Source organism: Citrobacter sp. C13, assembly GCF_014596815.2.
GTDB classification, from domain to species: Bacteria; Pseudomonadota; Gammaproteobacteria; order Enterobacterales; family Enterobacteriaceae; genus Citrobacter; species Citrobacter portucalensis.
Map to the genome: position 1 here is coordinate 4851657 of NZ_CP115024.1, position 23756 is coordinate 4875412.

23 protein-coding genes are annotated in these 23756 nt (G+C 51.4%); 20 read left to right on the forward strand and 3 right to left on the reverse strand.

What is annotated here, in order from left to right:
* The first annotated feature begins 34 nt into the window (after window positions 1-34).
* The 19 genes from mioC (at window position 35) to phoU (ending at window position 20012) form a co-directional block, all read left to right on the forward strand.
* Complete coding sequence (gene mioC, locus IB222_RS23170) at window positions 35-484, forward strand: FMN-binding protein MioC (RefSeq protein ID WP_003827013.1); 450 nt, start codon at window positions 35-37, stop codon at window positions 482-484.
* A 372-nt stretch (window positions 485-856) separates the two neighbouring features.
* Window positions 857-2746 carry a tRNA uridine-5-carboxymethylaminomethyl(34) synthesis enzyme MnmG gene (gene mnmG, locus IB222_RS23175; RefSeq protein WP_003827014.1) on the forward strand — a complete coding sequence of 630 codons (1890 nt, stop codon included), beginning with the start codon at window positions 857-859 and terminating at the stop codon, window positions 2744-2746.
* Window positions 2747-2848: 102 nt separating this feature from the next.
* On the forward strand, window positions 2849-3472 hold the full coding sequence (rsmG, locus tag IB222_RS23180; RefSeq protein WP_003827017.1) for a 16S rRNA (guanine(527)-N(7))-methyltransferase RsmG: 624 nt from the start codon (window positions 2849-2851) through the stop codon (window positions 3470-3472).
* Between the two features lie 613 nt (window positions 3473-4085).
* Entirely contained in the window at window positions 4086-4466 is a 381-nt protein-coding gene (atpI, locus tag IB222_RS23185; protein WP_149384350.1) for a F0F1 ATP synthase subunit I, read from the forward strand.
* A gap of 7 nt (window positions 4467-4473) precedes the next feature.
* Window positions 4474-5289: a F0F1 ATP synthase subunit A gene (gene atpB, locus IB222_RS23190; RefSeq protein WP_003023792.1), complete on the forward strand. Its 816-nt coding sequence runs from the start codon at window positions 4474-4476 to the stop codon at window positions 5287-5289.
* A gap of 46 nt (window positions 5290-5335) precedes the next feature.
* Window positions 5336-5575: a F0F1 ATP synthase subunit C gene (gene atpE / locus IB222_RS23195; protein WP_003023794.1), complete on the forward strand. Its 240-nt coding sequence runs from the start codon at window positions 5336-5338 to the stop codon at window positions 5573-5575.
* Window positions 5576-5634: 59 nt separating this feature from the next.
* Window positions 5635-6105, forward strand: a complete 471-nt coding sequence (gene atpF, locus IB222_RS23200; RefSeq protein WP_003827022.1) for a F0F1 ATP synthase subunit B — start codon at window positions 5635-5637, stop codon at window positions 6103-6105.
* Between the two features lie 14 nt (window positions 6106-6119).
* The gene (gene atpH, locus IB222_RS23205; protein ID WP_003827024.1) at window positions 6120-6653 is read left to right on the forward strand and encodes a F0F1 ATP synthase subunit delta; all 534 of its coding nucleotides are present in this window, start codon (window positions 6120-6122) and stop codon (window positions 6651-6653) included.
* 12 nt (window positions 6654-6665) lie between these two features.
* A complete protein-coding gene (gene atpA, locus IB222_RS23210; RefSeq protein ID WP_003827026.1) occupies window positions 6666-8207 on the forward strand; it encodes a F0F1 ATP synthase subunit alpha in 1542 nt (513 codons plus the stop codon).
* Window positions 8208-8257: 50 nt separating this feature from the next.
* Entirely contained in the window at window positions 8258-9121 is an 864-nt protein-coding gene (gene atpG, locus IB222_RS23215; protein WP_003023804.1) for a F0F1 ATP synthase subunit gamma, read from the forward strand.
* A gap of 26 nt (window positions 9122-9147) precedes the next feature.
* The gene (gene atpD / locus IB222_RS23220; RefSeq protein ID WP_003023806.1) at window positions 9148-10530 is read left to right on the forward strand and encodes a F0F1 ATP synthase subunit beta; all 1383 of its coding nucleotides are present in this window, start codon (window positions 9148-9150) and stop codon (window positions 10528-10530) included.
* 20 nt (window positions 10531-10550) lie between these two features.
* Window positions 10551-10970 carry a F0F1 ATP synthase subunit epsilon gene (locus IB222_RS23225; RefSeq protein WP_003023809.1) on the forward strand — a complete coding sequence of 140 codons (420 nt, stop codon included), beginning with the start codon at window positions 10551-10553 and terminating at the stop codon, window positions 10968-10970.
* A 673-nt stretch (window positions 10971-11643) separates the two neighbouring features.
* Window positions 11644-13014: a bifunctional UDP-N-acetylglucosamine diphosphorylase/glucosamine-1-phosphate N-acetyltransferase GlmU gene (gene glmU / locus IB222_RS23230; RefSeq protein ID WP_149384351.1), complete on the forward strand. Its 1371-nt coding sequence runs from the start codon at window positions 11644-11646 to the stop codon at window positions 13012-13014.
* A 240-nt stretch (window positions 13015-13254) separates the two neighbouring features.
* Window positions 13255-15084 carry a glutamine--fructose-6-phosphate transaminase (isomerizing) gene (glmS, locus tag IB222_RS23235; RefSeq protein WP_003827031.1) on the forward strand — a complete coding sequence of 610 codons (1830 nt, stop codon included), beginning with the start codon at window positions 13255-13257 and terminating at the stop codon, window positions 15082-15084.
* Between the two features lie 334 nt (window positions 15085-15418).
* On the forward strand, window positions 15419-16459 hold the full coding sequence (gene pstS / locus IB222_RS23240) for a phosphate ABC transporter substrate-binding protein PstS (RefSeq protein WP_003827033.1): 1041 nt from the start codon (window positions 15419-15421) through the stop codon (window positions 16457-16459).
* Window positions 16460-16602: 143 nt separating this feature from the next.
* Window positions 16603-17562: a phosphate ABC transporter permease PstC gene (pstC, locus tag IB222_RS23245; RefSeq protein ID WP_003827035.1), complete on the forward strand. Its 960-nt coding sequence runs from the start codon at window positions 16603-16605 to the stop codon at window positions 17560-17562.
* Window positions 17562-18452 carry a phosphate ABC transporter permease PstA gene (gene pstA, locus IB222_RS23250; protein WP_003827037.1) on the forward strand — a complete coding sequence of 297 codons (891 nt, stop codon included), beginning with the start codon at window positions 17562-17564 and terminating at the stop codon, window positions 18450-18452. Before pstC ends, pstA begins: the two co-directional genes overlap by 1 nt.
* 46 nt (window positions 18453-18498) lie before the next feature.
* Complete coding sequence (gene pstB, locus IB222_RS23255; RefSeq protein ID WP_003023821.1) at window positions 18499-19272, forward strand: phosphate ABC transporter ATP-binding protein PstB; 774 nt, start codon at window positions 18499-18501, stop codon at window positions 19270-19272.
* A 14-nt stretch (window positions 19273-19286) separates the two neighbouring features.
* Complete coding sequence (gene phoU / locus IB222_RS23260) at window positions 19287-20012, forward strand: phosphate signaling complex protein PhoU (RefSeq protein WP_003023824.1); 726 nt, start codon at window positions 19287-19289, stop codon at window positions 20010-20012.
* 121 nt (window positions 20013-20133) lie between these two features.
* Here phoU and yieH read toward each other — a convergent pair whose 3' ends face one another.
* Complete coding sequence (gene yieH, locus IB222_RS23265; protein WP_003827040.1) at window positions 20134-20799, reverse strand: 6-phosphogluconate phosphatase; 666 nt, start codon at window positions 20797-20799, stop codon at window positions 20134-20136.
* 167 nt (window positions 20800-20966) lie between these two features.
* Between yieH and adeP the strand changes: the two genes are divergently transcribed.
* Complete coding sequence (gene adeP / locus IB222_RS23270) at window positions 20967-22304, forward strand: adenine permease AdeP (protein WP_003827042.1); 1338 nt, start codon at window positions 20967-20969, stop codon at window positions 22302-22304.
* Window positions 22305-22360: 56 nt separating this feature from the next.
* Here the strand turns inward: adeP and IB222_RS23275 are convergent, their stop codons facing one another.
* Both IB222_RS23275 and IB222_RS23280 read right to left on the reverse strand, forming a co-directional pair.
* Window positions 22361-22927 (reverse strand): NADPH-dependent FMN reductase, encoded by a 567-nt coding sequence (locus tag IB222_RS23275; RefSeq protein WP_003827046.1) that lies wholly within the window; start codon window positions 22925-22927, stop codon window positions 22361-22363.
* A gap of 30 nt (window positions 22928-22957) precedes the next feature.
* The gene (locus IB222_RS23280; RefSeq protein WP_003827048.1) at window positions 22958-23704 is read right to left on the reverse strand and encodes a 4'-phosphopantetheinyl transferase superfamily protein; all 747 of its coding nucleotides are present in this window, start codon (window positions 23702-23704) and stop codon (window positions 22958-22960) included.
* Window positions 23705-23756 lie beyond the last annotated feature (52 nt).

The following is a 23756-nucleotide window of genomic DNA, read 5'->3' on the forward strand; positions in this document are numbered from 1 at the left end:
GTACAATACGCCCTCTTTATAAAGGTGGGCGATCATGGCAGACATCACTCTTATCAGCGGTAGTACGCTTGGCAGTGCGGAATATGTAGCAGAGCATCTGGCTGAAAAGCTGGACGACGCCGGTTTTTCCAGCGAAATACTGCATGGGCCAATGCTTGAAGAGGTTCCGACTGACGGGATCTGGCTGATTATCAGCTCCACGCACGGTGCGGGAGATATTCCTGACAACCTACAGCCTTTATATGATGCGTTACGCGAGCAAAAGCCGGACCTGTCACAAGTGCGCTTTGGTGCAATCGGGATAGGCAGTCGTGAATATGACACCTTTTGCGGCGCAATCGACAAGCTGGAAGCCGAATTGAAGGCCTGTGGGGCAAAACAGATCGGCGAAACACTCAGGATCAACGTACTGGAACATGAAATTCCGGAAGATCCGGCTGAAATTTGGCTGGGATCGTGGCATCCGTTGCTCAGAGATTTGTAAAGATCGTACTTTTTTATGTGGATAACTCTGGTTAAAAGCTTGGATCAACCGGTAGTTATCCCAAGAACAACCGTTGTTCAGTTTTTGAGTTGTGTATAACCCTTCATTCTGATCCCAGCTTATACGGACCAGGATCACCGATCATTCACAGCTAATGATCCTCAGCAACCTGTTGATCTTACTTAAAGGATCGTCCTTATCCACAGAAAGGTGCGATCCTAATAAGAGATCACAATAAAACAGATCTCTAAATAAAAAGATCTTCTTTTTAATACCCAGGATCCCAGGTCTTTCTCCATCGACTAAAGTTGAGTAGAATCCACGGCCCGGGCTTCAATCCATTTTCACACCGCGTTATGCGAGGCAATTACCATGTTTTATCAGGATCCTTTTGACGTCATCATCATTGGCGGGGGTCATGCAGGCACCGAGGCCGCAATGGCCGCGGCGCGAATGGGTCAACAGACTCTGCTTTTGACACACAATATCGACACTCTGGGGCAGATGAGCTGCAACCCGGCGATCGGCGGTATTGGGAAGGGACACCTGGTAAAAGAAGTGGATGCGCTTGGTGGGTTGATGGCAAAAGCGATCGACCACGCGGGTATCCAGTTTAGGATACTAAACGCAAGCAAAGGGCCAGCCGTTCGCGCTACCCGAGCTCAGGCCGATCGTGTGCTCTATCGCCAGGCGGTACGCACTGCGCTGGAGAATCAACCCAACCTGATGATCTTCCAGCAGGCGGTTGAAGATCTGATTGTCGAAAACGATCGCGTTGTGGGTGCAGTAACCCAAATGGGACTGAAGTTCCGTGCCAAAGCGGTCGTATTAACCGTGGGGACTTTCCTCGACGGCAAAATTCATATTGGTCTGGATAACTACAGCGGTGGCCGCGCTGGCGATCCGCCGTCCATCCCGCTGTCACGCCGTCTGCGTGAACTGCCGCTGCGCGTCAGCCGCCTGAAAACCGGTACACCGCCGCGTATCGATGCGCGCACGATTGATTTCAGCGTGCTCGGCCAGCAAAACAGCGATAACCCGATGCCGGTCTTCTCATTCCTGGGCGATGCTTCTCAACATCCGCGCCAGATGCCGTGTTACATCACGCATACCAATGAGAAAACCCATGACGTGATCCGCAATAACCTCGATCGTAGCCCAATGTACGCTGGCGTGATCGAAGGTATCGGCCCACGCTACTGCCCGTCGATCGAAGATAAAGTGATGCGCTTTGCCGATCGTAACCAGCATCAGATCTTCCTCGAACCGGAAGGGCTGACCTCTAACGAAATTTACCCGAATGGCATCTCCACCAGCCTGCCGTTCGATGTGCAGATGCAAATTGTCCGCTCCATGCAAGGGATGGAAAATGCCAGAATCGTCCGCCCTGGCTACGCTATTGAGTATGATTTCTTCGATCCGCGCGACCTGAAACCCACTCTGGAAAGCAAATTCATCCAGGGTCTGTTCTTTGCGGGCCAGATTAACGGTACAACCGGTTATGAAGAAGCCGCCGCGCAAGGCATGCTGGCAGGTCTGAACGCCGCACGCTTGTCAGCGGAGAAAGAGGGTTGGGCACCGCGCCGCGATCAGGCTTATCTTGGCGTGCTGGTGGACGACCTGTGTACGCTGGGTACCAAAGAACCGTACCGTATGTTCACATCTCGCGCTGAATACCGCTTGATGCTGCGTGAAGATAACGCCGACCTGCGTCTGACCGAAATTGGTCGTGAACTGGGTCTGGTGGACGATGAGCGCTGGGCTCGCTTCAACGAGAAACTGGAGCGTATCGAACAGGAACGCCAACGTCTTAAATCAACCTGGGTGAATCCGTTAGCGGAGTCCGCAGCAGAAGTGAATGCTCACCTGGCTACACCTCTGTCACGTGAAGCGAGCGGTGAAGATCTGCTGCGTCGCCCGGATATGACCTATGCTCAGTTGACCTCTTTATCTGCGTTCGCACCCGCGCTTGATGATGCTCAGGCCGCAGAACAGGTTGAGATTCAGGTGAAATACGAAGGGTATATTGCCCGTCAGCTGGAAGAAATTGAAAGACAACAGCGCAATGAAAACACCCTGTTGCCTGCAACGCTGGATTATCGCCAGGTTTCTGGCTTGTCGAATGAAGTTATCGCTAAGCTGAACGATCACAAACCCGTCTCGATCGGTCAGGCATCGCGTATTTCCGGCATAACGCCTGCCGCCATCTCCATTCTGCTGGTATGGCTGAAAAAACAAGGTATGCTGCGCCGCAGCGCTTGATAACACTATTTTGGCGGGGGCGCTTCGCTTGCCCGCCGTACGAATTTGTAGGCCCGATAAGCGAAAGCGCATCGGGCATTTGATTATTAACAGGTAACGACCGTGCTCAACAAACTCTCTCGTCTGCTGGCTGATGCCGGTATTTCTCTTACCGATCACCAGAAAAATCAGCTGATTGCGTATGTCGATATGCTGCACAAATGGAACAAGGCGTACAACCTGACGTCGGTGCGGGATCCCAACGAAATGCTGGTACGCCATATTCTGGACAGCATTGTCGTTGCACCGTATCTGAAGGGTGAGCGTTTTATCGATGTAGGTACGGGACCGGGCCTGCCGGGAATTCCGCTTTCTATCGTGCGCCCAGAAGCGCATTTCACACTGCTCGATAGCCTGGGAAAACGTGTTCGTTTCTTGCGTCAGGTGCAGCATGAGCTTGCGCTTACTAACATCACTCCAGTGCAAAGCCGTGTTGAAGAATTTCCTTCAGAACCGCCGTTTGATGGGGTGATTAGCCGTGCTTTCGCTTCACTCAATGATATGGTTAGCTGGTGTCACCATTTGCCGGGCCAGAATGGGCGTTTTTATGCGCTAAAAGGGCAGTTGCCTGCAGATGAAATTGATTCGCTGCCAGCAGAATTCAGCGTTGAGTCCGTCGAAAAATTACGCGTTCCGCAGTTGGATGGTGAACGTCATTTGGTGGTTATTAAGCCAAACAAAATTTAATTTTTATCAAAAAAAATAGAGAAAAAACGGCTTTTCAGGTGTTAAAAGTCATAGGTAATAGTGTGGTTAAATGTCGTTACATTTCACTAGTGCCTTACGGTTTTGCATCATAACTATAACGTACCGTTTTTGTTAAAAGCGAAACAAGTCAGCTGTGAAAATATCAGTCTGCTAAAAATAGAACGTAAGAATCACCGTTCGTGTTAATTTTTTATTATAAATGTCAATGAGCGGTTTTTTTGTTGTTAGGCGTTGTTTTTGAAATAGTGGCTATTTTTACGCTTAAATATCAAAAAGATGAAAAGGCATCAATTGCCACGTAAATAAATTATGCGAAGGTGAATATGTTCAATATGTGATCTGGTGCACGCTTTGACGCCAGTGTTTTCGCGGTATTTGCAGTTTTGCATGATCGTTCACAGTTTGCCTAAAAGTAATAAATGTGGGGCAGCGAAAAATATTTAAACATTTATTCACTTTTTAGCTACTTATTGTTTGAAATCACGAAGGCGCACCGTATAATTTGTCCGCTTTTTGATGCTTGACTCTAAGCCATAAAGAACGTTTTATACGACACGCGGCATATCTCGAAGGGAGCAGGAGTAAAAACGTGATGTCTATGTCGCTCTTGAGTCGAAACGTTGCTCGTAAGCTTTTGCTCACACAGCTTCTGGTTGTAATAGCAAGTGGATTGCTGTTTAGCCTCAAAGACCCTTTCTGGGGCATCTCCGCGTTGTGTGGAGGATTGGCAGTGTTACTGCCTAATGTGTTGTTTATGATATTTGCCTGGCGTCACCAGGTACATACACCAGCGAAGGGCCGAGTAGCCTGGTCGTTCGCTTTCGGCGAAGCCTTCAAGGTATTAGCGATGCTGGTGTTGTTGTTGGTGGCGTTGGCTGTTTTGAAAGCGGTATTCATGCCGCTGATCGTTACGTGGGTTTTGGTGCTGGTGGTTCAGATACTGGCGCCGGCTGTAATTAACAACAAAGGGTAAAGGCATCATGGCTTCAGAAAATATGACGCCGCAGGATTACATAGGACACCATCTGAATAACCTTCAGTTGGACCTACGTACATTCTCGCTGGTGGATCCGCACAACCCCCCAGCCACCTTCTGGACGCTCAATATTGACTCCATTTTCTTCTCGGTGGTTCTGGGTCTGTTGTTCCTGCTTATGTTCCGTAGCGTAGCCAAAAAGGCGACCAGCGGCGTACCAGGTAAATTTCAGACCGCGATTGAGCTGGTAATCGGCTTTGTGCATGGTAGCGTGAAAGACATGTACCATGGCAAAAGCAAGCTGATTGCTCCGCTGGCCCTGACGATTTTCGTCTGGGTATTCCTGATGAACTTGATGGATTTGCTGCCTATCGACCTGCTGCCGTACATCGGTGAGCATATCTTTGGCCTACCGGCTCTGCGTGTGGTTCCGTCTGCTGACGTGAACATCACTCTGTCGATGGCGCTGGGCGTATTTATCCTCATTCTGTTCTACAGCATCAAAATGAAAGGCATCGGTGGCTTCGCGAAAGAGTTGACGCTGCAGCCGTTCAATCACTGGGCGTTCATCCCTGTCAACTTAATCCTTGAAGGGGTAAGCCTGCTGTCCAAACCAATCTCTCTTGGTCTGCGACTGTTCGGCAACATGTATGCCGGTGAGCTGATTTTCATTCTGATTGCTGGTCTGTTGCCGTGGTGGTCACAGTGGATCCTGAATGTGCCTTGGGCCATTTTCCACATACTGATTATCACGCTGCAAGCCTTCATATTTATGGTTCTGACGATTGTCTATCTGTCGATGGCATCTGAAGAGCATTAATTTACCAACACTACTACGTTTTAACTGAAACAAACTGGAGACTGTCATGGAAAACCTGAATATGGATCTGCTGTACATTGCTGCCGCTGTGATGATGGGTCTGGCGGCAATCGGTGCTGCGATCGGTATCGGCATCCTCGGGGGTAAATTCCTGGAAGGCGCAGCGCGTCAACCGGATCTGATTCCTCTGCTGCGTACTCAGTTCTTTATCGTTATGGGTCTGGTGGATGCAATCCCAATGATCGCTGTAGGTCTGGGTCTGTACGTGATGTTTGCTGTCGCGTAGTAAGCGTTGCTTGAATTAAGAGCAATATCAGAACGTTAACTAGATAGAGGCATTGTGCTGTGAATCTTAACGCAACAATCCTCGGCCAGGCCATCGCGTTTGTCCTGTTCGTTCTGTTCTGCATGAAGTACGTATGGCCGCCTTTAATGGCTGCCATCGAAAAACGTCAAAAAGAAATTGCTGACGGCCTTGCTTCTGCAGAACGAGCACATAAGGATCTTGACCTTGCAAAGGCCAGCGCGACCGACCAGCTGAAAAAAGCGAAGGCGGAAGCTCAGGTAATCATCGAGCAGGCGAACAAACGCCGTGCTCAGATCCTGGACGAAGCTAAAACTGAAGCAGAGCAGGAACGTACTAAAATCGTGGCACAGGCGCAGGCGGAAATTGACGCCGAGCGTAAACGTGCTCGCGAAGAGCTGCGTAAGCAAGTTGCTATCCTGGCTGTTGCTGGCGCCGAGAAGATCATCGAACGTTCCGTGGATGAAGCTGCTAATAGCGACATCGTGGACAAACTTGTCGCTGAACTGTAAGGAGGGAGGGGCTGATGTCTGAATTTATTACGGTAGCTCGCCCCTACGCCAAAGCAGCTTTTGACTTTGCCGTTGAGCACCAAAGCATTGACCGTTGGCAGGATATGTTGACGTTCGCCGCTGAGGTGACAAAAAACGAACAAATGGCAGAGCTTCTCTCTGGCGCGCTGGCGCCGGAAACGCTCGCTGAGTCGTTTATCGCCGTGTGCGGTGAGCAGCTGGACGAAAGCGGCCAAAACCTGATTAGGGTTATGGCTGAAAATAACCGTCTGAATGCGCTCCCGGATGTTCTTGAGCAGTTTATTCACCTGCGTGCAGCCAGTGAGGCTATCTCTGAGGTAGAAGTCACTTCTGCCAATGCACTGAGTGATGAACAGCTTACGAAGATTAGTGCTGCGATGGAAAAACGTCTGTCACGCAAAGTTAAGCTGAATTGCAAAATCGATAAGTCTGTAATGGCAGGCGTAATCATCCGAGCGGGTGATATGGTCATTGATGGCAGCGTACGCGGCCGTCTTGAGCGCCTTGCAGACGTCTTGCAGTCTTAAGGGGACTGGAGCATGCAACTGAATTCCACCGAAATCAGCGAACTGATCAAGCAGCGCATTGCTCAGTTCAGTGTTGTGAGCGAAGCTCATAACGAAGGTACTATTGTTTCTGTAAGTGACGGTGTTATCCGCATTCACGGCCTGGCCGATTGTATGCAGGGTGAGATGATTTCCCTGCCGGGTAACCGTTACGCTATCGCACTGAACCTGGAGCGCGACTCCGTAGGTGCAGTAGTGATGGGTCCATACGCTGACCTCGCCGAAGGCATGAAGGTTAAGTGTACGGGTCGTATTCTGGAAGTTCCGGTTGGCCGTGGCCTGCTGGGTCGTGTGGTGAACACTCTGGGTTCCCCGATTGACGGTAAAGGTCCGGTTGATAACGATGGCTTCTCGCCGATCGAAGTTATCGCACCAGGCGTAATCGAACGTCAGTCCGTCGACCAGCCAGTACAGACCGGTTATAAATCTGTTGATGCCATGATCCCAATCGGTCGTGGCCAGCGTGAGCTGATCATCGGTGACCGTCAGACAGGTAAAACTGCGATGGCAATCGATGCCATCATCAACCAGCGTGATTCCGGCATCAAATGTGTGTACGTGGCTATCGGCCAGAAAGCGTCCACCATTTCTAACGTGGTTCGTAAACTGGAAGAACACGGCGCACTGTCCAACACCATCGTTGTTGTGGCGACCGCGTCTGAATCTGCTGCACTGCAATACCTGGCACCATATGCCGGTTGCGCAATGGGCGAATACTTCCGTGACCGCGGTGAAGATGCACTGATCGTTTACGATGACCTGTCTAAACAGGCCGTTGCGTACCGTCAGGTTTCCCTGCTGCTGCGTCGTCCGCCAGGACGTGAAGCATTCCCGGGCGACGTATTTTACCTCCACTCCCGTCTGCTGGAACGCGCATCCCGCGTAAACGCGGAATACGTTGAGAAGTTCACCAATGGTGAAGTTAAAGGTAAAACCGGCTCCCTGACCGCTCTGCCGATTATCGAAACCCAGGCGGGTGACGTTTCTGCGTTCGTTCCGACCAACGTAATTTCCATTACCGATGGTCAGATCTTCCTGGAAACCAACCTGTTTAACTCCGGTATTCGTCCGGCAGTTAACCCGGGTATCTCCGTATCTCGTGTTGGTGGTGCAGCGCAGACCAAGATCATCAAGAAACTGTCCGGTGGTATTCGTACCGCTCTGGCACAGTATCGTGAACTGGCTGCGTTTTCTCAGTTCGCTTCCGACCTGGATGAAGCTACTCGTAAGCAGCTGAGCCATGGTCAGAAAGTAACTGAACTGCTGAAGCAGAAACAGTATGCGCCAATGTCTGTTGCACAGCAGGGTGTGGTGCTGTTTGCGGCTGAACGCGGTTACCTCGAAGATGTGGAACTGGCGAAAATCGGTAGCTTCGAAGCCGCTCTGCTGGCTTACGTTGACCGTGACCACGCTCCGCTGATGCAAGAGATCAACCAGTCCGGTGGCTATAACGATGAAATCGAAGGCAAGCTGAAAGCTATCCTCGATTCCTTCAAGGCAACCCAGTCCTGGTAACGTCTGGCGGTCTGCTTTAGGGCGGACCGCAAGGCATTGAGGAGAAGCTCATGGCCGGCGCAAAAGAGATACGTAGTAAGATCGCAAGCGTCCAGAACACGCAGAAGATCACTAAAGCGATGGAGATGGTCGCCGCTTCCAAAATGCGTAAATCGCAGGATCGCATGGCGGCCAGCCGTCCTTATGCAGAGACCATGCGCAAAGTGATTGGTCACCTTGCGAATGGTAATCTGGAATATAAGCACCCTTACCTGGAAGAACGCGACGTTAAACGCGTGGGCTACCTGGTGGTGTCGACCGACCGTGGTCTGTGCGGTGGCTTGAACATTAACCTGTTCAAAAAGCTGCTGGCGGATATGAAAACATGGTCCGATAAAGGCGTTCAGTGCGATATCGCAATGATCGGCTCTAAGGGCGTGTCTTTCTTTAACTCCGTTGGCGGAAACGTGATCGCTCAGGTAACCGGCATGGGGGATAACCCTTCCCTGTCCGAACTGATCGGTCCGGTTAAAGTGATGCTGCAAGCCTACGATGAAGGTCGTCTGGACAGACTGTACGTTGTCAGCAACAAATTTATTAACACCATGTCTCAGACGCCAACCATCACCCAACTGTTGCCTCTGCCGGCATCAGATGATGATGAATTGAAGCGTAAATCCTGGGATTACCTGTATGAACCAGACCCGAAAGCGCTGCTGGATACCTTGCTGCGTCGTTATGTCGAGTCTCAGGTTTATCAGGGCGTGGTAGAAAACCTGGCCAGCGAGCAGGCCGCACGTATGGTGGCGATGAAAGCCGCGACCGACAATGGCGGCAGCCTGATTAAAGAGCTGCAGTTGGTATACAACAAAGCTCGTCAGGCCAGCATTACTCAGGAACTCACCGAAATCGTCGGTGGTGCATCCGCGGTATAACCAGGTTAATTCGTAGAGGATTCAAGATGGCTACTGGAAAAATTGTCCAGGTAATCGGCGCCGTGGTTGACGTCGAATTCCCTCAGGATGCCGTACCGCGCGTGTACGATGCTCTTGAGGTTATGAATGGTAAAGAGAGCCTGGTGCTGGAAGTTCAGCAGCAGCTCGGCGGCGGTATCGTACGTACCATCGCCATGGGTTCTTCCGACGGTCTGCGTCGTGGTCTGGAAGTTAAAGACCTCGAACACCCGATCGAAGTCCCGGTAGGTAAAGCAACCCTGGGTCGTATCATGAACGTCCTGGGTCACCCGATCGACATGAAAGGCGATATCGGTGAAGAAGAGCGTTGGGCTATCCACCGCGCAGCACCTTCCTACGAAGAGCTGTCCAGCTCTCAGGAACTGCTGGAAACCGGCATCAAAGTTATCGACCTGATGTGTCCGTTCGCTAAGGGCGGTAAAGTCGGTCTGTTCGGTGGTGCGGGTGTAGGTAAAACCGTAAACATGATGGAGCTGATCCGTAACATCGCGATCGAACACTCCGGTTACTCCGTGTTTGCGGGCGTAGGTGAACGTACTCGTGAGGGTAACGACTTCTACCACGAAATGACCGACTCCAACGTACTGGACAAAGTATCCCTGGTATATGGCCAGATGAACGAGCCGCCGGGAAACCGTCTGCGCGTTGCACTGACCGGTCTGACCATGGCTGAGAAGTTCCGTGACGAAGGTCGTGACGTTCTGCTGTTCGTTGATAACATCTACCGTTACACCCTGGCCGGTACAGAAGTATCTGCACTGCTGGGTCGTATGCCATCAGCGGTAGGCTACCAGCCGACCCTGGCGGAAGAGATGGGTGTTCTTCAGGAACGTATCACCTCTACCAAAACCGGTTCTATCACCTCCGTTCAGGCGGTATACGTACCTGCGGATGACTTGACTGACCCGTCCCCAGCAACCACCTTTGCTCACTTGGATGCAACCGTGGTACTGAGCCGTCAGATCGCTTCTCTGGGTATCTACCCGGCAGTTGACCCGCTGGACTCCACCAGCCGTCAGTTGGATCCGCTGGTTGTTGGTCAGGAACACTACGACACCGCGCGTGGCGTACAGTCCCTGCTGCAGCGTTATCAGGAACTGAAAGACATCATCGCCATCCTGGGTATGGATGAACTGTCTGAAGAAGATAAACTGGTGGTAGCACGTGCGCGTAAGATCCAGCGCTTCCTGTCCCAGCCGTTCTTCGTTGCGGAAGTATTCACCGGTTCTCCGGGTAAATACGTTTCCCTGAAAGACACCATCCGTGGCTTTAAAGGCATCATGGAAGGCGAATACGACCACCTGCCAGAGCAGGCGTTCTACATGGTTGGTTCTATCGACGAAGCCGTGGAAAAAGCCAAAAAACTTTAACGCCTTAATCGGAGGGTGATATGGCAATGACTTACCACCTGGACGTCGTCAGCGCAGAGCAACAAATGTTCTCTGGTCTGGTCGAGAAAATCCAGGTAACGGGTAGTGAAGGTGAACTGGGTATTTTCCCGGGTCACGCACCGCTGCTCACCGCCATTAAGCCTGGTATGATCCGCATCGTTAAACAGTTCGGTCATGAAGAGTTTATCTATCTGTCCGGCGGCATTCTCGAAGTGCAGCCTGGCAGTGTGACCGTACTGGCTGATACCGCGATTCGCGGACAGGATCTCGATGAAGCGAGAGCCCTGGAAGCGAAGCGTAAGGCTGAAGAGCACATTAAGAGCTCTCATGGTGACGTGGATTACGCTCAGGCATCTGCGGAACTGGCCAAAGCGATCGCGAAACTGCGCGTTATCGAGTTGACCAAAAAAGCGATGTAACACCGGCTTGAAAAGCACAAAGGCCAGTCTGGTTTCCAGGCTGGCTTTTTTTATGGATTTGTTTCAGTAAAAGTGGAACTAAAAAGCTGTTTTATTATTTTGTGATTTACATCACAAAAAATGTTGATCGGTTAAAAAATGAGGCGTAGACTCTTTTTATGTGATGTGTGTCACAAAATTAATTCAGATAAAAACAGGATACCAACATGAAATTGTTTAACAAAATCATCGCCCTTTTCAGCAGCATGGACGTTTAGTCGTTCCCTACCTGCTCTGTGGCGCGATGCTTAATACGGTTATCAGCTAGCGCCATCGTTATTAAATCCCCCCTCCTTCGCTGTATCATTCGTTCTCTATCATTCCTCCCCTCAATTTTCCCAATCCATTTTTCTGCTTCTCACTGAATCACATAAATAAAATCGTTCTATGCTGATGTAATGCTTTATTCATGCGGTAAAAAAATAGCAAAAACATTAACCTAAGGCTTTAATAAGAGCAGACTCCTGGTTTTTGGGAGACAAAAGACGCAGATATAGACGAAAATAGTGAGTTATCAGATGGGGAATCCCCCCTGTTGAACGTTTTATCCTCGGTCCATTTCACGCTGAAAAAAATGTAGTATTTTCAATGTGAAACGGTATAAATTCGTTCTCAAATTACAGTCAGGACGTGTATGTTGAATAATGCTATGAGCGTTGTGATCCTTGCCGCAGGCAAAGGCACGCGTATGTATTCCGATCTTCCTAAAGTGCTGCACACCCTCGCAGGAAAGCCGATGGTTCAGCATGTCATTGATGCAGCTAATGAATTAGGTGCGACTCATGTACACCTTGTCTACGGACACGGTGGCGATCTGCTTAAGCAAACGCTGAAAGATGGCAATCTGAATTGGGTTCTGCAGGCTGAGCAGTTGGGTACCGGCCATGCAATGCAGCAGGCGGCGCCATTCTTTAGTGATGACGAAGACATTTTAATGCTCTATGGCGATGTGCCGCTGATCTCTACCGATACCTTACGTCGCCTGCGTGAAGCCAAACCGCAGGGTGGTATCGGTTTGTTAACGGTAAAACTGGGCGACCCTTCCGGCTATGGGCGTATTACGCGCGAAAACGGTAACGTCACAGGGATCGTCGAGCACAAAGATGCAACTGACGAGCAGCGTCAAATCCAGGAAATCAACACAGGCATTCTGATTGCCAACGGCGCTGACATGAAGCGTTGGCTGTCTAAACTGACCAACAACAACGTGCAGGGTGAATACTACATCACCGATATCATCGCGATGGCGTATCAGGAAGGACGTGAAATTGCTGCGGTACATCCGGCACGAATCAGTGAAACGGAAGGGGTAAATAACCGCCTTCAGTTATCCCGTCTGGAACGTGTGTATCAGTCCGAGCAGGCAGAAAAACTGCTGCTGGCGGGCGTGATGCTGCGCGATCCTGCACGTTTTGATCTTCGCGGTACGCTGATTCACGGGCGCGATGTTGAAATTGATACTAACGTTATCATTGAAGGTAACGTAACCGTTGGGGATCGCGTCAAGATTGGCACTGGCTGCATCATCAAAAACAGCGTGATTGGTGAGGGTTGTGAGCTTAGCCCGTACAGTGTGGTGGAAGATGCCCATCTGGAAGCCGCTTGCACCATCGGTCCATTCGCGCGTCTGCGCCCGGGTGCTGAGCTGCAGGAAGGCGCACACGTGGGTAACTTCGTCGAAATGAAAAAAGCGCGTCTGGGTAAAGGCTCTAAAGCTGGTCATTTGACCTATCTGGGCGATGCGGAAATTGGCGATAACGTGAATATCGGCGCGGGTACGATCACCTGCAACTACGATGGTGCCAATAAGTTTAAAACCATTATTGGTGATGATGTGTTTGTGGGTTCTGATACTCAGCTGGTGGCGCCTGTCACCGTGGGTAAAGGTGCGACGATTGCCGCCGGAACCACCGTAACGCGTAATGTCGCCGATAATGAACTGGTATTAAGCCGTGTACCTCAGGTTCATAAACAGGGCTGGCAGCGTCCGGTGAAGAAGAAGTAATTTATTTTTGCCGGATGGCGGCTTTGCCTTATCCGGCCTACGTGCGGTGACGTTCTGTAGGCCTGATAACCGTGAGCGCCATCAGGCAGACAAGAGATGAGGGGATAATATAATCCTCCGCTCAACAAGCAGTACCTATAAAAATAACCCCACTCTCTACAAGGCTCGGGGCGCCCGGAATACGGGTATCAGGTTGACCGACAACGACAGGCACAATGCCTAAATTCGGAATCAAAAAATATGTGTGGAATTGTTGGCGCTATCGCGCAGCGTGATGTAGCTGAAATCCTTCTCGAAGGTTTACGTCGTCTGGAATATCGTGGTTATGACTCTGCTGGTCTGGCCGTTGTCGATGCTGAAGGCAACATGACTCGCCTGCGTCGTCTGGGTAAAGTGCAGATGCTGACTGCTGCTGCGGAAGAACATCCGCTGCATGGTGGTACTGGTATTGCTCACACCCGCTGGGCGACACACGGTGAACCTTCAGAAGCGAACGCGCATCCCCATGTTTCTGAACACATTGTTGTGGTGCATAACGGCATCATTGAAAACCATGAACCACTGCGTGAGCTGTTGAAAACGCGTGGCTACACCTTTGTTTCTGAAACCGACACCGAAGTGATTGCTCACCTGGTGCACTGGGAGCTGGAACAGGGTGGTACGCTGCGTGAAGCCGTGCTGCGTACTATTCCGCAGCTGCGCGGTGCCTACGGCACGGTGATCATGGATACCCGTAACCCGGAAACCCTGCTGGCGGCCCGTTCTGGCAGCCCGCTGGTGATTGGTCTGGGTATGGGTGAGAACTTTATCGCTTCCGATCAGCTGGCACTGCTGCCGGTAACCCGTCGCTTCATCTTCCTGGAAGAGGGCGATATCGCGGAAGTGACCCGTCGTTCGGTCTCTATTTTCGACAAGTCTGGCGCGGAAGTGAAACGTCAGGATATCGAATCTAATCTGCAATACGATGCGGGCGAAAAAGGTATTTATCGCCACTACATGCAGAAAGAGATCTACGAACAGCCGAACGCAATTAAAAACACGCTGACCGGCCGTATCAGCCACGGTGAAGTGGATTTAAGCGAGCTGGGTTCGCATGCCAACGAGCTGCTGTCTCAGGTTGAGCATATCCAGATTATCGCCTGTGGTACGTCGTACAACTCCGGTATGGTGTCCCGCTACTGGTTTGAATCGCTGGCTGGCATTCCTTGTGATGTCGAAATTGCTTCCGAATTCCGCTATCGCAAATCCGCCGTGCGTCGTAACAGCCTGATGATCACCCTTTCCCAGTCAGGTGAAACGGCAGATACCTTGGCGGGTCTGCGCTTATCCAAAGAGTTGGGCTATCTGGGTTCGTTGGCTATTTGTAACGTACCGGGCTCTTCTCTGGTGCGCGAATCCGACCTGGCGATGATGACCAATGCTGGTACCGAAATCGGCGTGGCCTCCACGAAAGCATTTACCACTCAGCTGACCGTTCTGCTGATGCTGGTGGCGAAACTGTCTCGTCTGAAAGGCCTGGATGTGGCTATTGAGCAGGAAATCGTTCACGGTCTGCAGGCGCTGCCGAGCCGTATTGAGCAGATGCTGTCTCAGGACAAACGCATTGCCGCTCTGGCTGAAGGTTTCTCTGATAAACACCATGCGCTGTTCCTGGGCCGTGGCGATCAGTACCCGATTGCGCTGGAAGGCGCGCTGAAGCTGAAAGAGATCTCTTATATTCACGCTGAAGCTTATGCCGCAGGCGAACTGAAACACGGTCCGCTGGCGCTGATTGATGCCGATATGCCGGTTATCGTAGTCGCGCCGAACAACGAACTGCTGGAAAAACTGAAGTCCAACATTGAAGAAGTTCGCGCCCGTGGCGGTCAGCTGTACGTCTTTGCTGACCAGGATGCTGGCTTTACCAGCAGCGAAAACATGCACATCATTGAGATGCCGCATGTGGAAGAGGTTATTGCACCGATCTTCTACACCGTTCCGCTGCAGCTGCTGGCGTATCATGTGGCGCTGATTAAAGGCACCGATGTGGATCAGCCGCGTAACCTGGCTAAGTCGGTTACCGTAGAGTAATCCGTACCTTACTGAACTGAAAATGCCCTGCTATAAGCGGGGCATTTTTTTAAACTTGTTCTGTTTTTAATCAATTATCCCGCCTGTTTTATGTGACAAACCGTCATCTTCAGCTACTGTTTGCAGTGTCATAAAAAGAAAATTTTAGCGAAATATTATTGTCATGGTAATAGTTAACGTTTTGTTTTAAATGTATTTTTAGATAAATAGCTTTCCGTATTTTTCATTGTCATAAAACTGTCATATTTCGTACATTTAACTGTCACCTGTTTGTCCTATTTTGCTCACAGTAGCAACTCAAACAACAATTTACGAAAACCGTGCAGGAGACATTATGAAAGTTATGCGTACCACTGTCGCAACTGTTGTCGCCGCGACCTTATCCATGAGCGCGTTCTCTGCGTTTGCAGCAGCGAGCCTGACAGGTGCAGGTGCAACCTTCCCTGCGCCAGTGTATGCCAAATGGGCAGATACCTATCAGAAAGAGACCGGTAGCAAAGTAAACTACCAGGGTATCGGCTCCTCCGGTGGTGTAAAACAAATTACGGCCAATACCGTTGATTTCGGCGCTTCTGATGCACCGCTGTCTGACGAGAAACTGGCACAAGAAGGCCTGTTCCAGTTCCCGACCGTTATCGGCGGTGTGGTACTGGCGGTGAATATCCCTGGACTGAAATCCGGCGAGCTGGTGCTTGATGGTAAAACGCTGGGCGACATCTACCTCGGTAAAATTAAGAAGTGGGATGACGAAGCCATCACCAAACTGAACCCAGGTCTGAAGCTGCCTTCGCAAAATATCGCCGTTGTGCGTCGCGCTGATGGTTCTGGTACTTCCTTTGTCTTCACTAGCTACCTGGCGAAAGTGAACGAAGAGTGGAAATCTAAAATTGGTTCCGGCTCTACCGTTAACTGGCCGACCGGTCTGGGCGGTAAAGGTAACGACGGTATCGCCGCGTTCGTACAGCGTCTGCCGGGTTCTATCGGTTACGTTGAGTACGCTTACGCTAAGCAGAACAACCTGGCGTACACCAAGCTGGTCTCTGCTGATGGCAAACCGGTAAGCCCGACCGAAGAAAACTTTGCCAACGCCGCTAAAGGCGCTGACTGGAGCAAAACCTTCGCTCAGGATCTGACTAACCAGAAAGGTGACGATGCGTGGCCAATCACTTCCACCACCTTCATCCTGGTCCATAAAGAGCAGAAGAAGCCTGAGCAGGGCGTTGAAGTGCTGAAATTCTTCGACTGGGCATACAAAAATGGTGGCAAACAGGCTAATGACCTGGATTACGCCAGCCTGCCGGACAGCGTGGTTGAGCAGATTCGTGCTGCATGGAAGACCAACGTGAAAGACAGCAGCGGTAAAGCGCTGTACTAATAGAATATCTTTAACGAGTTGGCGGATGGCGCTACGCTTATCCGCCCTACAGTTCCGACTGTAGGCCCAATTTGTAGGCCGGATAAGCGTAGCGCCATCCGGCAGGGCAATTTCGTAAACGCGTTTAACTTAAAGAGTGATTTATGGCTGCAACCAAGCCTGCTTTTAACCCACCGGGTAAAAAGGGTGACATGATATTCAGCGTGCTGGTAAAACTGGCTGCGCTGATTGTGCTATTGATGTTGGGTGGCATTATTGTCTCTCTGGTTATCTCCTCCTGGCCAAGCATTCAGAAATTTGGTTTCTCCTTTTTGTGGACCAAAGACTGGGATGCGCCGAACGATATCTACGGCGCGCTGGTACCTATTTACGGTACGCTGGTCACCTCGTTTATTGCATTGCTGATTGCCGTTCCGGTGAGTTTCGGCATTGCGCTGTTCCTGACTGAACTTGCACCTGGCTGGCTGCGTCGCCCGTTGGGTATCGCTATTGAACTGCTGGCAGCAATTCCGAGTATCGTATACGGCATGTGGGGCCTGTTTATCTTTGCCCCGCTGTTTGCGACTTACTTCCAGGAGCCGGTCGGGAACATCCTTTCCAACATTCCGTTTGTTGGCGCATTGTTTGCCGGCCCGGCGTTTGGTATCGGTATTCTGGCGGCTGGTGTGATCCTCGCTATCATGATCATTCCGTACATTGCTGCGGTTATGCGTGATGTGTTCGAACAAACGCCGGTGCTTATGAAAGAGTCAGCCTACGGCATCGGCTGTACCACCTGGGAAGTTATCTGGCGTATCGTCCTGCCGTTCACCAAAAATGGTGTGATCGGCGGTGTGATGCTGGGTCTGGGCCGCGCGCTGGGGGAAACCATGGCGGTGACCTTTATCATTGGTAACACCTACCAGCTCGATAGCGCCTCGCTGTACATGCCGGGCAACAGTATTACCTCTGCGCTGGCGAATGAATTTGCCGAAGCGGAATCTGGCCTGCACGTTGCTGCGTTGATGGAACTGGGTCTGATTCTGTTTGTGATCACCTTCATCGTACTGGCGGCGTCTAAGTTCATGATCATGCGCCTTGCGAAGAACGAGGGGGCACGCTAATGGCTACGCTTGAAATGCAAAACACCACTGCGCTGGCGGAGTCCCGCCGTAAAATGCAGGCACGTCGCCGTCTGAAGAACCGCATCGCGCTGACGCTCTCTATGGCGACCATGGCGTTCGGTCTGTTCTGGCTCATTTGGATCCTGATGTCCACGATCACCCGTGGTATTGACGGTATGTCGCTGGCGTTGTTCACCGAAATGACGCCTCCGCCGAATACGGCGGGTGGTGGTCTGGCGAACGCCCTGGCCGGTAGCGGACTGTTAATTCTGTGGGCGACCGTGTTTGGTACACCGCTTGGCATTATGGCGGGTATCTACCTGGCAGAGTACGGACGTAAGTCCTGGCTGGCTGAAGTTATCCGCTTTATCAACGACATTCTGCTGTCTGCACCATCAATCGTGGTCGGTCTGTTCGTTTACACCATCGTGGTAGCAAAAATGGAACACTTCTCTGGCTGGGCAGGCGTTATCGCGCTGGCGCTGCTGCAGGTGCCCATTGTTATCCGTACCACGGAGAACATGCTCAAGCTGGTGCCGGATAGCCTGCGTGAAGCCGCCTATGCACTGGGTACGCCGAAGTGGAAAATGATTTCTGCGATCACCCTGAAGGCGTCTGTCTCGGGGATCATTACAGGCGTTCTGTTAGCGATTGCTCGTATCGCAGGTGAAACGGCTCCGTTGCTGTTTACGTCGCTCTCCAACCAGTTCTGGAGCACCGACATGATGCAGCCTATCGCCAACCTGCCGGTCACTATCTTTAAGTTTGCGATGAGCCCGTTTGCTGAGTGGCAGCAACTGGCCTGGGCCGGGGTACTGATTATTACCCTGTGCGTACTGCTGCTGAACATTCTGGCGCGCGTCATTTTCGCGAAGAAGAAACACGGTTAATTTTTACGGCGTGGCTGATGCGGCGCCGAATGAGGAAGAGATTGAAATGAGTATGGTTGATACTGCCCCGGGTAAGATTCAGGTTCGTGATTTGAACTTCTACTATGGCAAATTCCATGCCCTGAAGAACATCAACCTGGATATTGCTAAAAACCAGGTAACGGCGTTTATCGGGCCGTCAGGCTGTGGTAAATCGACGCTGCTGCGTACGTTCAACAAAATGTTTGAACTGTACCCGGAGCAGCGTGCGGAAGGTGAAATCCTGCTGGATGGCGACAATATTCTCACCAATACCCAGGATATCGCTCTGCTGCGTGCCAAAGTGGGCATGGTTTTCCAGAAGCCAACGCCGTTCCCGATGTCCATCTACGACAACATCGCTTTTGGCGTACGTCTGTTTGAGAAACTCTCGCGTGCGGATATGGACGAGCGTGTGCAGTGGGCATTGACCAAGGCCGCATTGTGGAACGAAACCAAAGATAAATTACACCAGAGCGGGTACTCTCTCTCGGGTGGTCAGCAGCAGCGTCTGTGTATTGCGCGTGGCATCGCCATTCGCCCGGAAGTGCTTCTGCTCGATGAGCCATGTTCAGCGCTCGACCCTATTTCTACCGGGCGTATCGAAGAGCTGATCACTGAGCTGAAAGAGGATTACACCGTTGTTATCGTTACCCACAACATGCAGCAGGCTGCGCGTTGTTCCGATCACACGGCATTTATGTACCTGGGCGAGTTGATTGAGTTCAGCAACACGGACGATCTGTTCACCAAGCCCGCGAAGAAACAAACTGAAGATTACATCACCGGTCGTTACGGCTGATTCAGGAGCTTGTTGTGGATAACCTTAACCTTAATAAACATATTTCCGGCCAGTTCAATGCAGAGCTGGAAAGCATCCGTACCCAGGTGATGACCATGGGCGGCATGGTCGAGCAGCAGCTTTCTGATGCAATCACGGCGATGCACAACCAGGACAGCGAGCTGGCGAAGCGCGTCATTGAAGGCGATAAGAACGTCAACATGATGGAAGTGGCGATCGACGAAGCCTGCGTGCGTATCATCGCCAAGCGTCAACCGACAGCGAGCGACCTGCGTCTGGTGATGGCGATTATCAAAACCATCGCTGAGCTGGAACGTATTGGCGACGTGGCGGACAAAATTTGCCGTACCGCGCTGGAGAAGTTCTCGCAACAGCACCAGCCGCTGCTGGTAAGCCTGGAATCACTGGGCCGCCATACCGTACAAATGCTGCATGACGTTCTGGATGCGTTTGCACGTATGGATCTGGACGAAGCAGTGCGTATTTATCGCGAAGATAAGAAAGTTGACCAGGAATATGAAGGCATCGTGCGTCAGCTGATGACTTATATGATGGAAGACCCACGTACCATTCCAAGCGTGCTGACCGCGCTGTTCTGCGCACGTTCCATCGAACGTATCGGTGACCGCTGCCAGAATATCTGCGAATACATCTTCTACTTCGTGAAGGGACAAGACTTCCGTCACGTGGGCGGCGATGAGCTGGATAAGCTGCTGGCGGGCAAAGATCCGAAAGAATAAGCAGTTTGTTGCGTTCGCCGGGTTCCCCCGGCGTCGCTATTGTAGGCCGGATAAGGTGTTACGCCGCATCCGGCATTCTGCGCCATTCGCCTGATGGCGCTTTACTTATCGGGCCTACTGTTTATTCGACGATATTCCAACCCCGCGCCTTCCACAATTCCGGCAACTGTGCCAGATCGGTAAACGTCGTCACTTTTGGATGATCGATCGGTTTGTTATGCGGATCGGCGCAGAAGTAGAACACTTCCATCCCGGCGGCAATCCCCGCCTGCGCACCTGCGCTGGAATCATCAACCAGAATGCAGTTCTCAACGTTAACGTCCATCGCTTTCGCCGCATGGAACATCAGGGCCGGATCGGGCTTCCAACGCTGAATATCGTAGCCGCTGAACAGTAAATCAGGGAAATGGTGCAACATGCCCAGCTTACCCAGCGAATGCTGCATTTTGCTGACTGGACCGTTAGAGACCACACACATTGGTACGGCCATGCTGTCCAGTAGCGCATTGGCACCGGCAATCACCTCCAGTTCCGTATCGAACAGACGTGCGACTTCAGCGCGGTAAACCGGTTCTAAATCGGCTTTTGCCAGTTCGACACCGTGCTCTTCGTTGATAATGTCGATGATCTCGTACAGCTTTACCCCCTTGAAGCGTTTGAAAATTTCTTCAAGATCGAGCGTAATGCCAAACGCCTGGAACATGCTGACATACGCGCGAGAACAAATCACTTCACTGTCGACAAGGGTACCGTCACAGTCAAAAAATACGGCTTCTATCTGGGACATGTCATTTCCGTTTTAACAAGTTTAACGTTTTCGTAATGCATTATTGGGCGACGCAATCGTTGCCGTATAAGCAAAATCAATGAAAAAAGTTGCTCATAACCCAACCCTATTGTCGCATTTTGGTATAGGATAGCGACGAATTTTCCCTCCTTGTTCGGAAATTGATAATGAGTCAACAACACACAACCCAGGCTTCTGGCCAGGGGATGCTGGAACGCGTGTTCAAACTGCGCGAACATGGCACGACGGCACGGACCGAAGTGATCGCCGGTTTAACGACCTTCCTGACGATGGTGTATATCGTTTTTGTTAACCCGCAAATTCTTGGCGTGGCTGGCATGGATACCAGCGCTGTCTTTGTTACCACCTGCCTTATTGCTGCATTTGGTAGCATCCTGATGGGCCTGTTTGCCAACCTGCCGGTCGCACTTGCGCCTGCTATGGGCCTGAACGCATTCTTCGCTTTCGTGGTCGTTGGCGCGATGGGGCTGTCATGGCAGATTGGTATGGGCGCTATCTTCTGGGGCGCTGTTGGTCTGCTGCTGCTGACGATTTTCCGCGTTCGTTACTGGATGATTGCCAATATCCCGGTTAGCCTGCGTGTGGGGATCACCAGCGGTATTGGTCTGTTCATCGGCATGATGGGGCTGAAAAACGCCGGTGTTATCGTCGCCAACAAAGACACGCTGGTGTCTATCGGTAACCTGACGTCCCACAGTGTACTGCTCGGTATCCTGGGCTTCTTTATCATCGCGATTCTGGCGTCACGTAACATTCACGCGGCGGTGCTGATTTCTATCATTGTAACCACGCTACTGGGCTGGATGCTGGGCGATGTCCATTACAACGGTATCGTTTCTGCGCCACCGAGCGTGATGTCTGTTATCGGACATGTCGACCTGGCCGGTTCGTTTAACATTGGCCTGGCGGGTGTGATTTTCTCGTTCATGCTGGTTAACCTGTTCGACTCCTCCGGTACGCTGATTGGCGTTACGGATAAAGCCGGTCTGGCGGATGCGAAGGGCAAGTTCCCGCGCATGAAGCAAGCGCTGTATGTGGATAGCGTGTCGTCGGTTACCGGGGCGTTTATCGGGACTTCTTCCGTTACTGCGTATATCGAATCTTCTTCCGGGGTTTCGGTCGGTGGACGTACCGGTCTGACCGCTGTGGTCGTTGGTCTGCTGTTCCTGCTGGTTATCTTCCTGTCGCCGCTGGCGGGGATGGTACCGGGTTATGCAGCCGCTGGTGCGCTGATTTACGTTGGCGTCCTGATGACATCAAGCCTGTCGCGCGTGAAGTGGGATGACCTGACAGAAGCGGTTCCGGCGTTTATTACTGCCGTGATGATGCCCTTTAGCTTCTCAATTACCGAAGGTATTGCACTGGGCTTTATTTCTTATTGCGTGATGAAGATTGGTACCGGACGTTTCCGCGATCTCAGCCCGTGCGTCATCATTGTCGCGCTGCTGTTTGTGCTGAAGATTGTGTTTATCGACGCGCACTAATCGCTGTTTATTTGCCCATATGTAAACAAGCCCGGCATATCGCCGGGCTTTTTCTTTTATGCTTTCACGCGCTGAATGTAGTCGCCAAATGCGGTCAATTGACCGGTCAGATGGTCCAGCGTGCTTTGGTCGATCACTTCACCTGTCTGCGGGTCTACTTTGTTCTGAATGACGCCGCCCATAAATTCCGGCTTGTTCATTACCATGGCGTCGAGGAATACCAGGATCTGACGCAGATGATACTGGCAGCGCGCGCCGCCAATAGCGCCCATAGAACTGGTCTGGATTAGCACCGGCTTACCCGATAATGGCTGATCGGGCAGTCGGGACAGCCAGTCGATGGCGTTCTTCAGTCCGCCCGGAACAGAATAGTTATATTCAGGTGTGACGATGACGACACCGTCAGCCTTTCTGATTTGCTCAGCCAGCGCTTCTACGCTGGCCGGAAAACCTTCTTCCTGCTGGAGGTCGGCATCGTACAGAGGGATATCACCAATCGACGGCAGCGCGTTCACTTCCATTCCCGCTGGAGCAATCTTGGGCAGCGTACGGGCAACCATTCCATTAAACGAACCTTTGCGCAGACTTCCCAGTAACGTAACAACATTCAATGTTTCAGACATGGTGGCTCCTGTTTCATCATGAAGGTTAAATCAAAGCGTATGGCTCTTCGCTGCACATAATTGAGAGAACCGGATCAGACGACCCGTTGGCTCATTGGCGCGAGTCTGGATATCAGGCAAACTTTTCCAGTCCTGTTTACCATCAAACTCCCAAACCTTGAGTTTTTCAATGGTTGGCGTAACCGCAACTGACCACACCAGTACATCTTCCGCATCGCAAATGGCTTCAACCTGCGCCACATGGGCACATTTCAGACGCCCTGCGCCGGGTAAAAGCTGGAGCTCACGCGGATCGTCATTGCACACATCGCCAGTGAGTTTGAGTACGCTCTGGCGCAATGTAATGAGCTGCGCGCGTGCTTCGTTGGGGTCGTTTTGGTTATTGATCCACAGGTTTTCGTTACTGGAGAAGCGCCACGTTTCCGCTGAATTTGGATTGTGAAACCCGCGGGTGGCCCGCTGAAGTTCCATATCCAGGCCGCACGTTCCTTCAGTTGTTAGCACAACGCCGACGATATTCCCGGCATAGGAAATCGAAAAACCCGGCAGGTTCTTATCGCGAAAAACGGGCTTACCTTTGGCCTGAGTAACAATTTCGGGCAGCGTGCTGGTGCCGTAAAGCATAAACATCAGTTCAGCGAGAAGACTTCGGGAAGCCAGGAAACGTGTCCGGCGATGAGCGGGTAGATCTCTTGCTTCGATATGACATGGAGAAGGGAGGCGAGCTGAAACCAGGTGTCCCTCCGTAAGAATCCCTCTGGCAAAATGTGTCGCCATTTGTCGCTCCGTGATTAATGGTCCGTGATTATTACCAGAGTAACATTTACAC

Coding starts and splice junctions, on each gene's coding strand:
- mioC (WP_003827013.1), top strand. CDS start 35: ATGGCAGACATCACTCTTATCAGCGGTAGTACGCTTGGCAGTGCGGAA.
- mnmG (WP_003827014.1), top strand. CDS start 857: ATGTTTTATCAGGATCCTTTTGACGTCATCATCATTGGCGGGGGTCAT.
- atpI (WP_149384350.1), top strand. CDS start 4,086: ATGTCTATGTCGCTCTTGAGTCGAAACGTTGCTCGTAAGCTTTTGCTC.
- atpB (WP_003023792.1), top strand. CDS start 4,474: ATGGCTTCAGAAAATATGACGCCGCAGGATTACATAGGACACCATCTG.
- atpE (WP_003023794.1), top strand. CDS start 5,336: ATGGAAAACCTGAATATGGATCTGCTGTACATTGCTGCCGCTGTGATG.
- atpH (WP_003827024.1), top strand. CDS start 6,120: ATGTCTGAATTTATTACGGTAGCTCGCCCCTACGCCAAAGCAGCTTTT.
- atpA (WP_003827026.1), top strand. CDS start 6,666: ATGCAACTGAATTCCACCGAAATCAGCGAACTGATCAAGCAGCGCATT.
- atpG (WP_003023804.1), top strand. CDS start 8,258: ATGGCCGGCGCAAAAGAGATACGTAGTAAGATCGCAAGCGTCCAGAAC.
- atpD (WP_003023806.1), top strand. CDS start 9,148: ATGGCTACTGGAAAAATTGTCCAGGTAATCGGCGCCGTGGTTGACGTC.
- IB222_RS23225 (WP_003023809.1), top strand. CDS start 10,551: ATGGCAATGACTTACCACCTGGACGTCGTCAGCGCAGAGCAACAAATG.
- glmU (WP_149384351.1), top strand. CDS start 11,644: ATGTTGAATAATGCTATGAGCGTTGTGATCCTTGCCGCAGGCAAAGGC.
- glmS (WP_003827031.1), top strand. CDS start 13,255: ATGTGTGGAATTGTTGGCGCTATCGCGCAGCGTGATGTAGCTGAAATC.
- pstS (WP_003827033.1), top strand. CDS start 15,419: ATGAAAGTTATGCGTACCACTGTCGCAACTGTTGTCGCCGCGACCTTA.
- pstC (WP_003827035.1), top strand. CDS start 16,603: ATGGCTGCAACCAAGCCTGCTTTTAACCCACCGGGTAAAAAGGGTGAC.
- pstA (WP_003827037.1), top strand. CDS start 17,562: ATGGCTACGCTTGAAATGCAAAACACCACTGCGCTGGCGGAGTCCCGC.
- pstB (WP_003023821.1), top strand. CDS start 18,499: ATGAGTATGGTTGATACTGCCCCGGGTAAGATTCAGGTTCGTGATTTG.
- yieH (WP_003827040.1), bottom strand. CDS start 20,799: ATGTCCCAGATAGAAGCCGTATTTTTTGACTGTGACGGTACCCTTGTC.
- adeP (WP_003827042.1), top strand. CDS start 20,967: ATGAGTCAACAACACACAACCCAGGCTTCTGGCCAGGGGATGCTGGAA.
- IB222_RS23275 (WP_003827046.1), bottom strand. CDS start 22,927: ATGTCTGAAACATTGAATGTTGTTACGTTACTGGGAAGTCTGCGCAAA.
- IB222_RS23280 (WP_003827048.1), bottom strand. CDS start 23,704: ATGGCGACACATTTTGCCAGAGGGATTCTTACGGAGGGACACCTGGTT.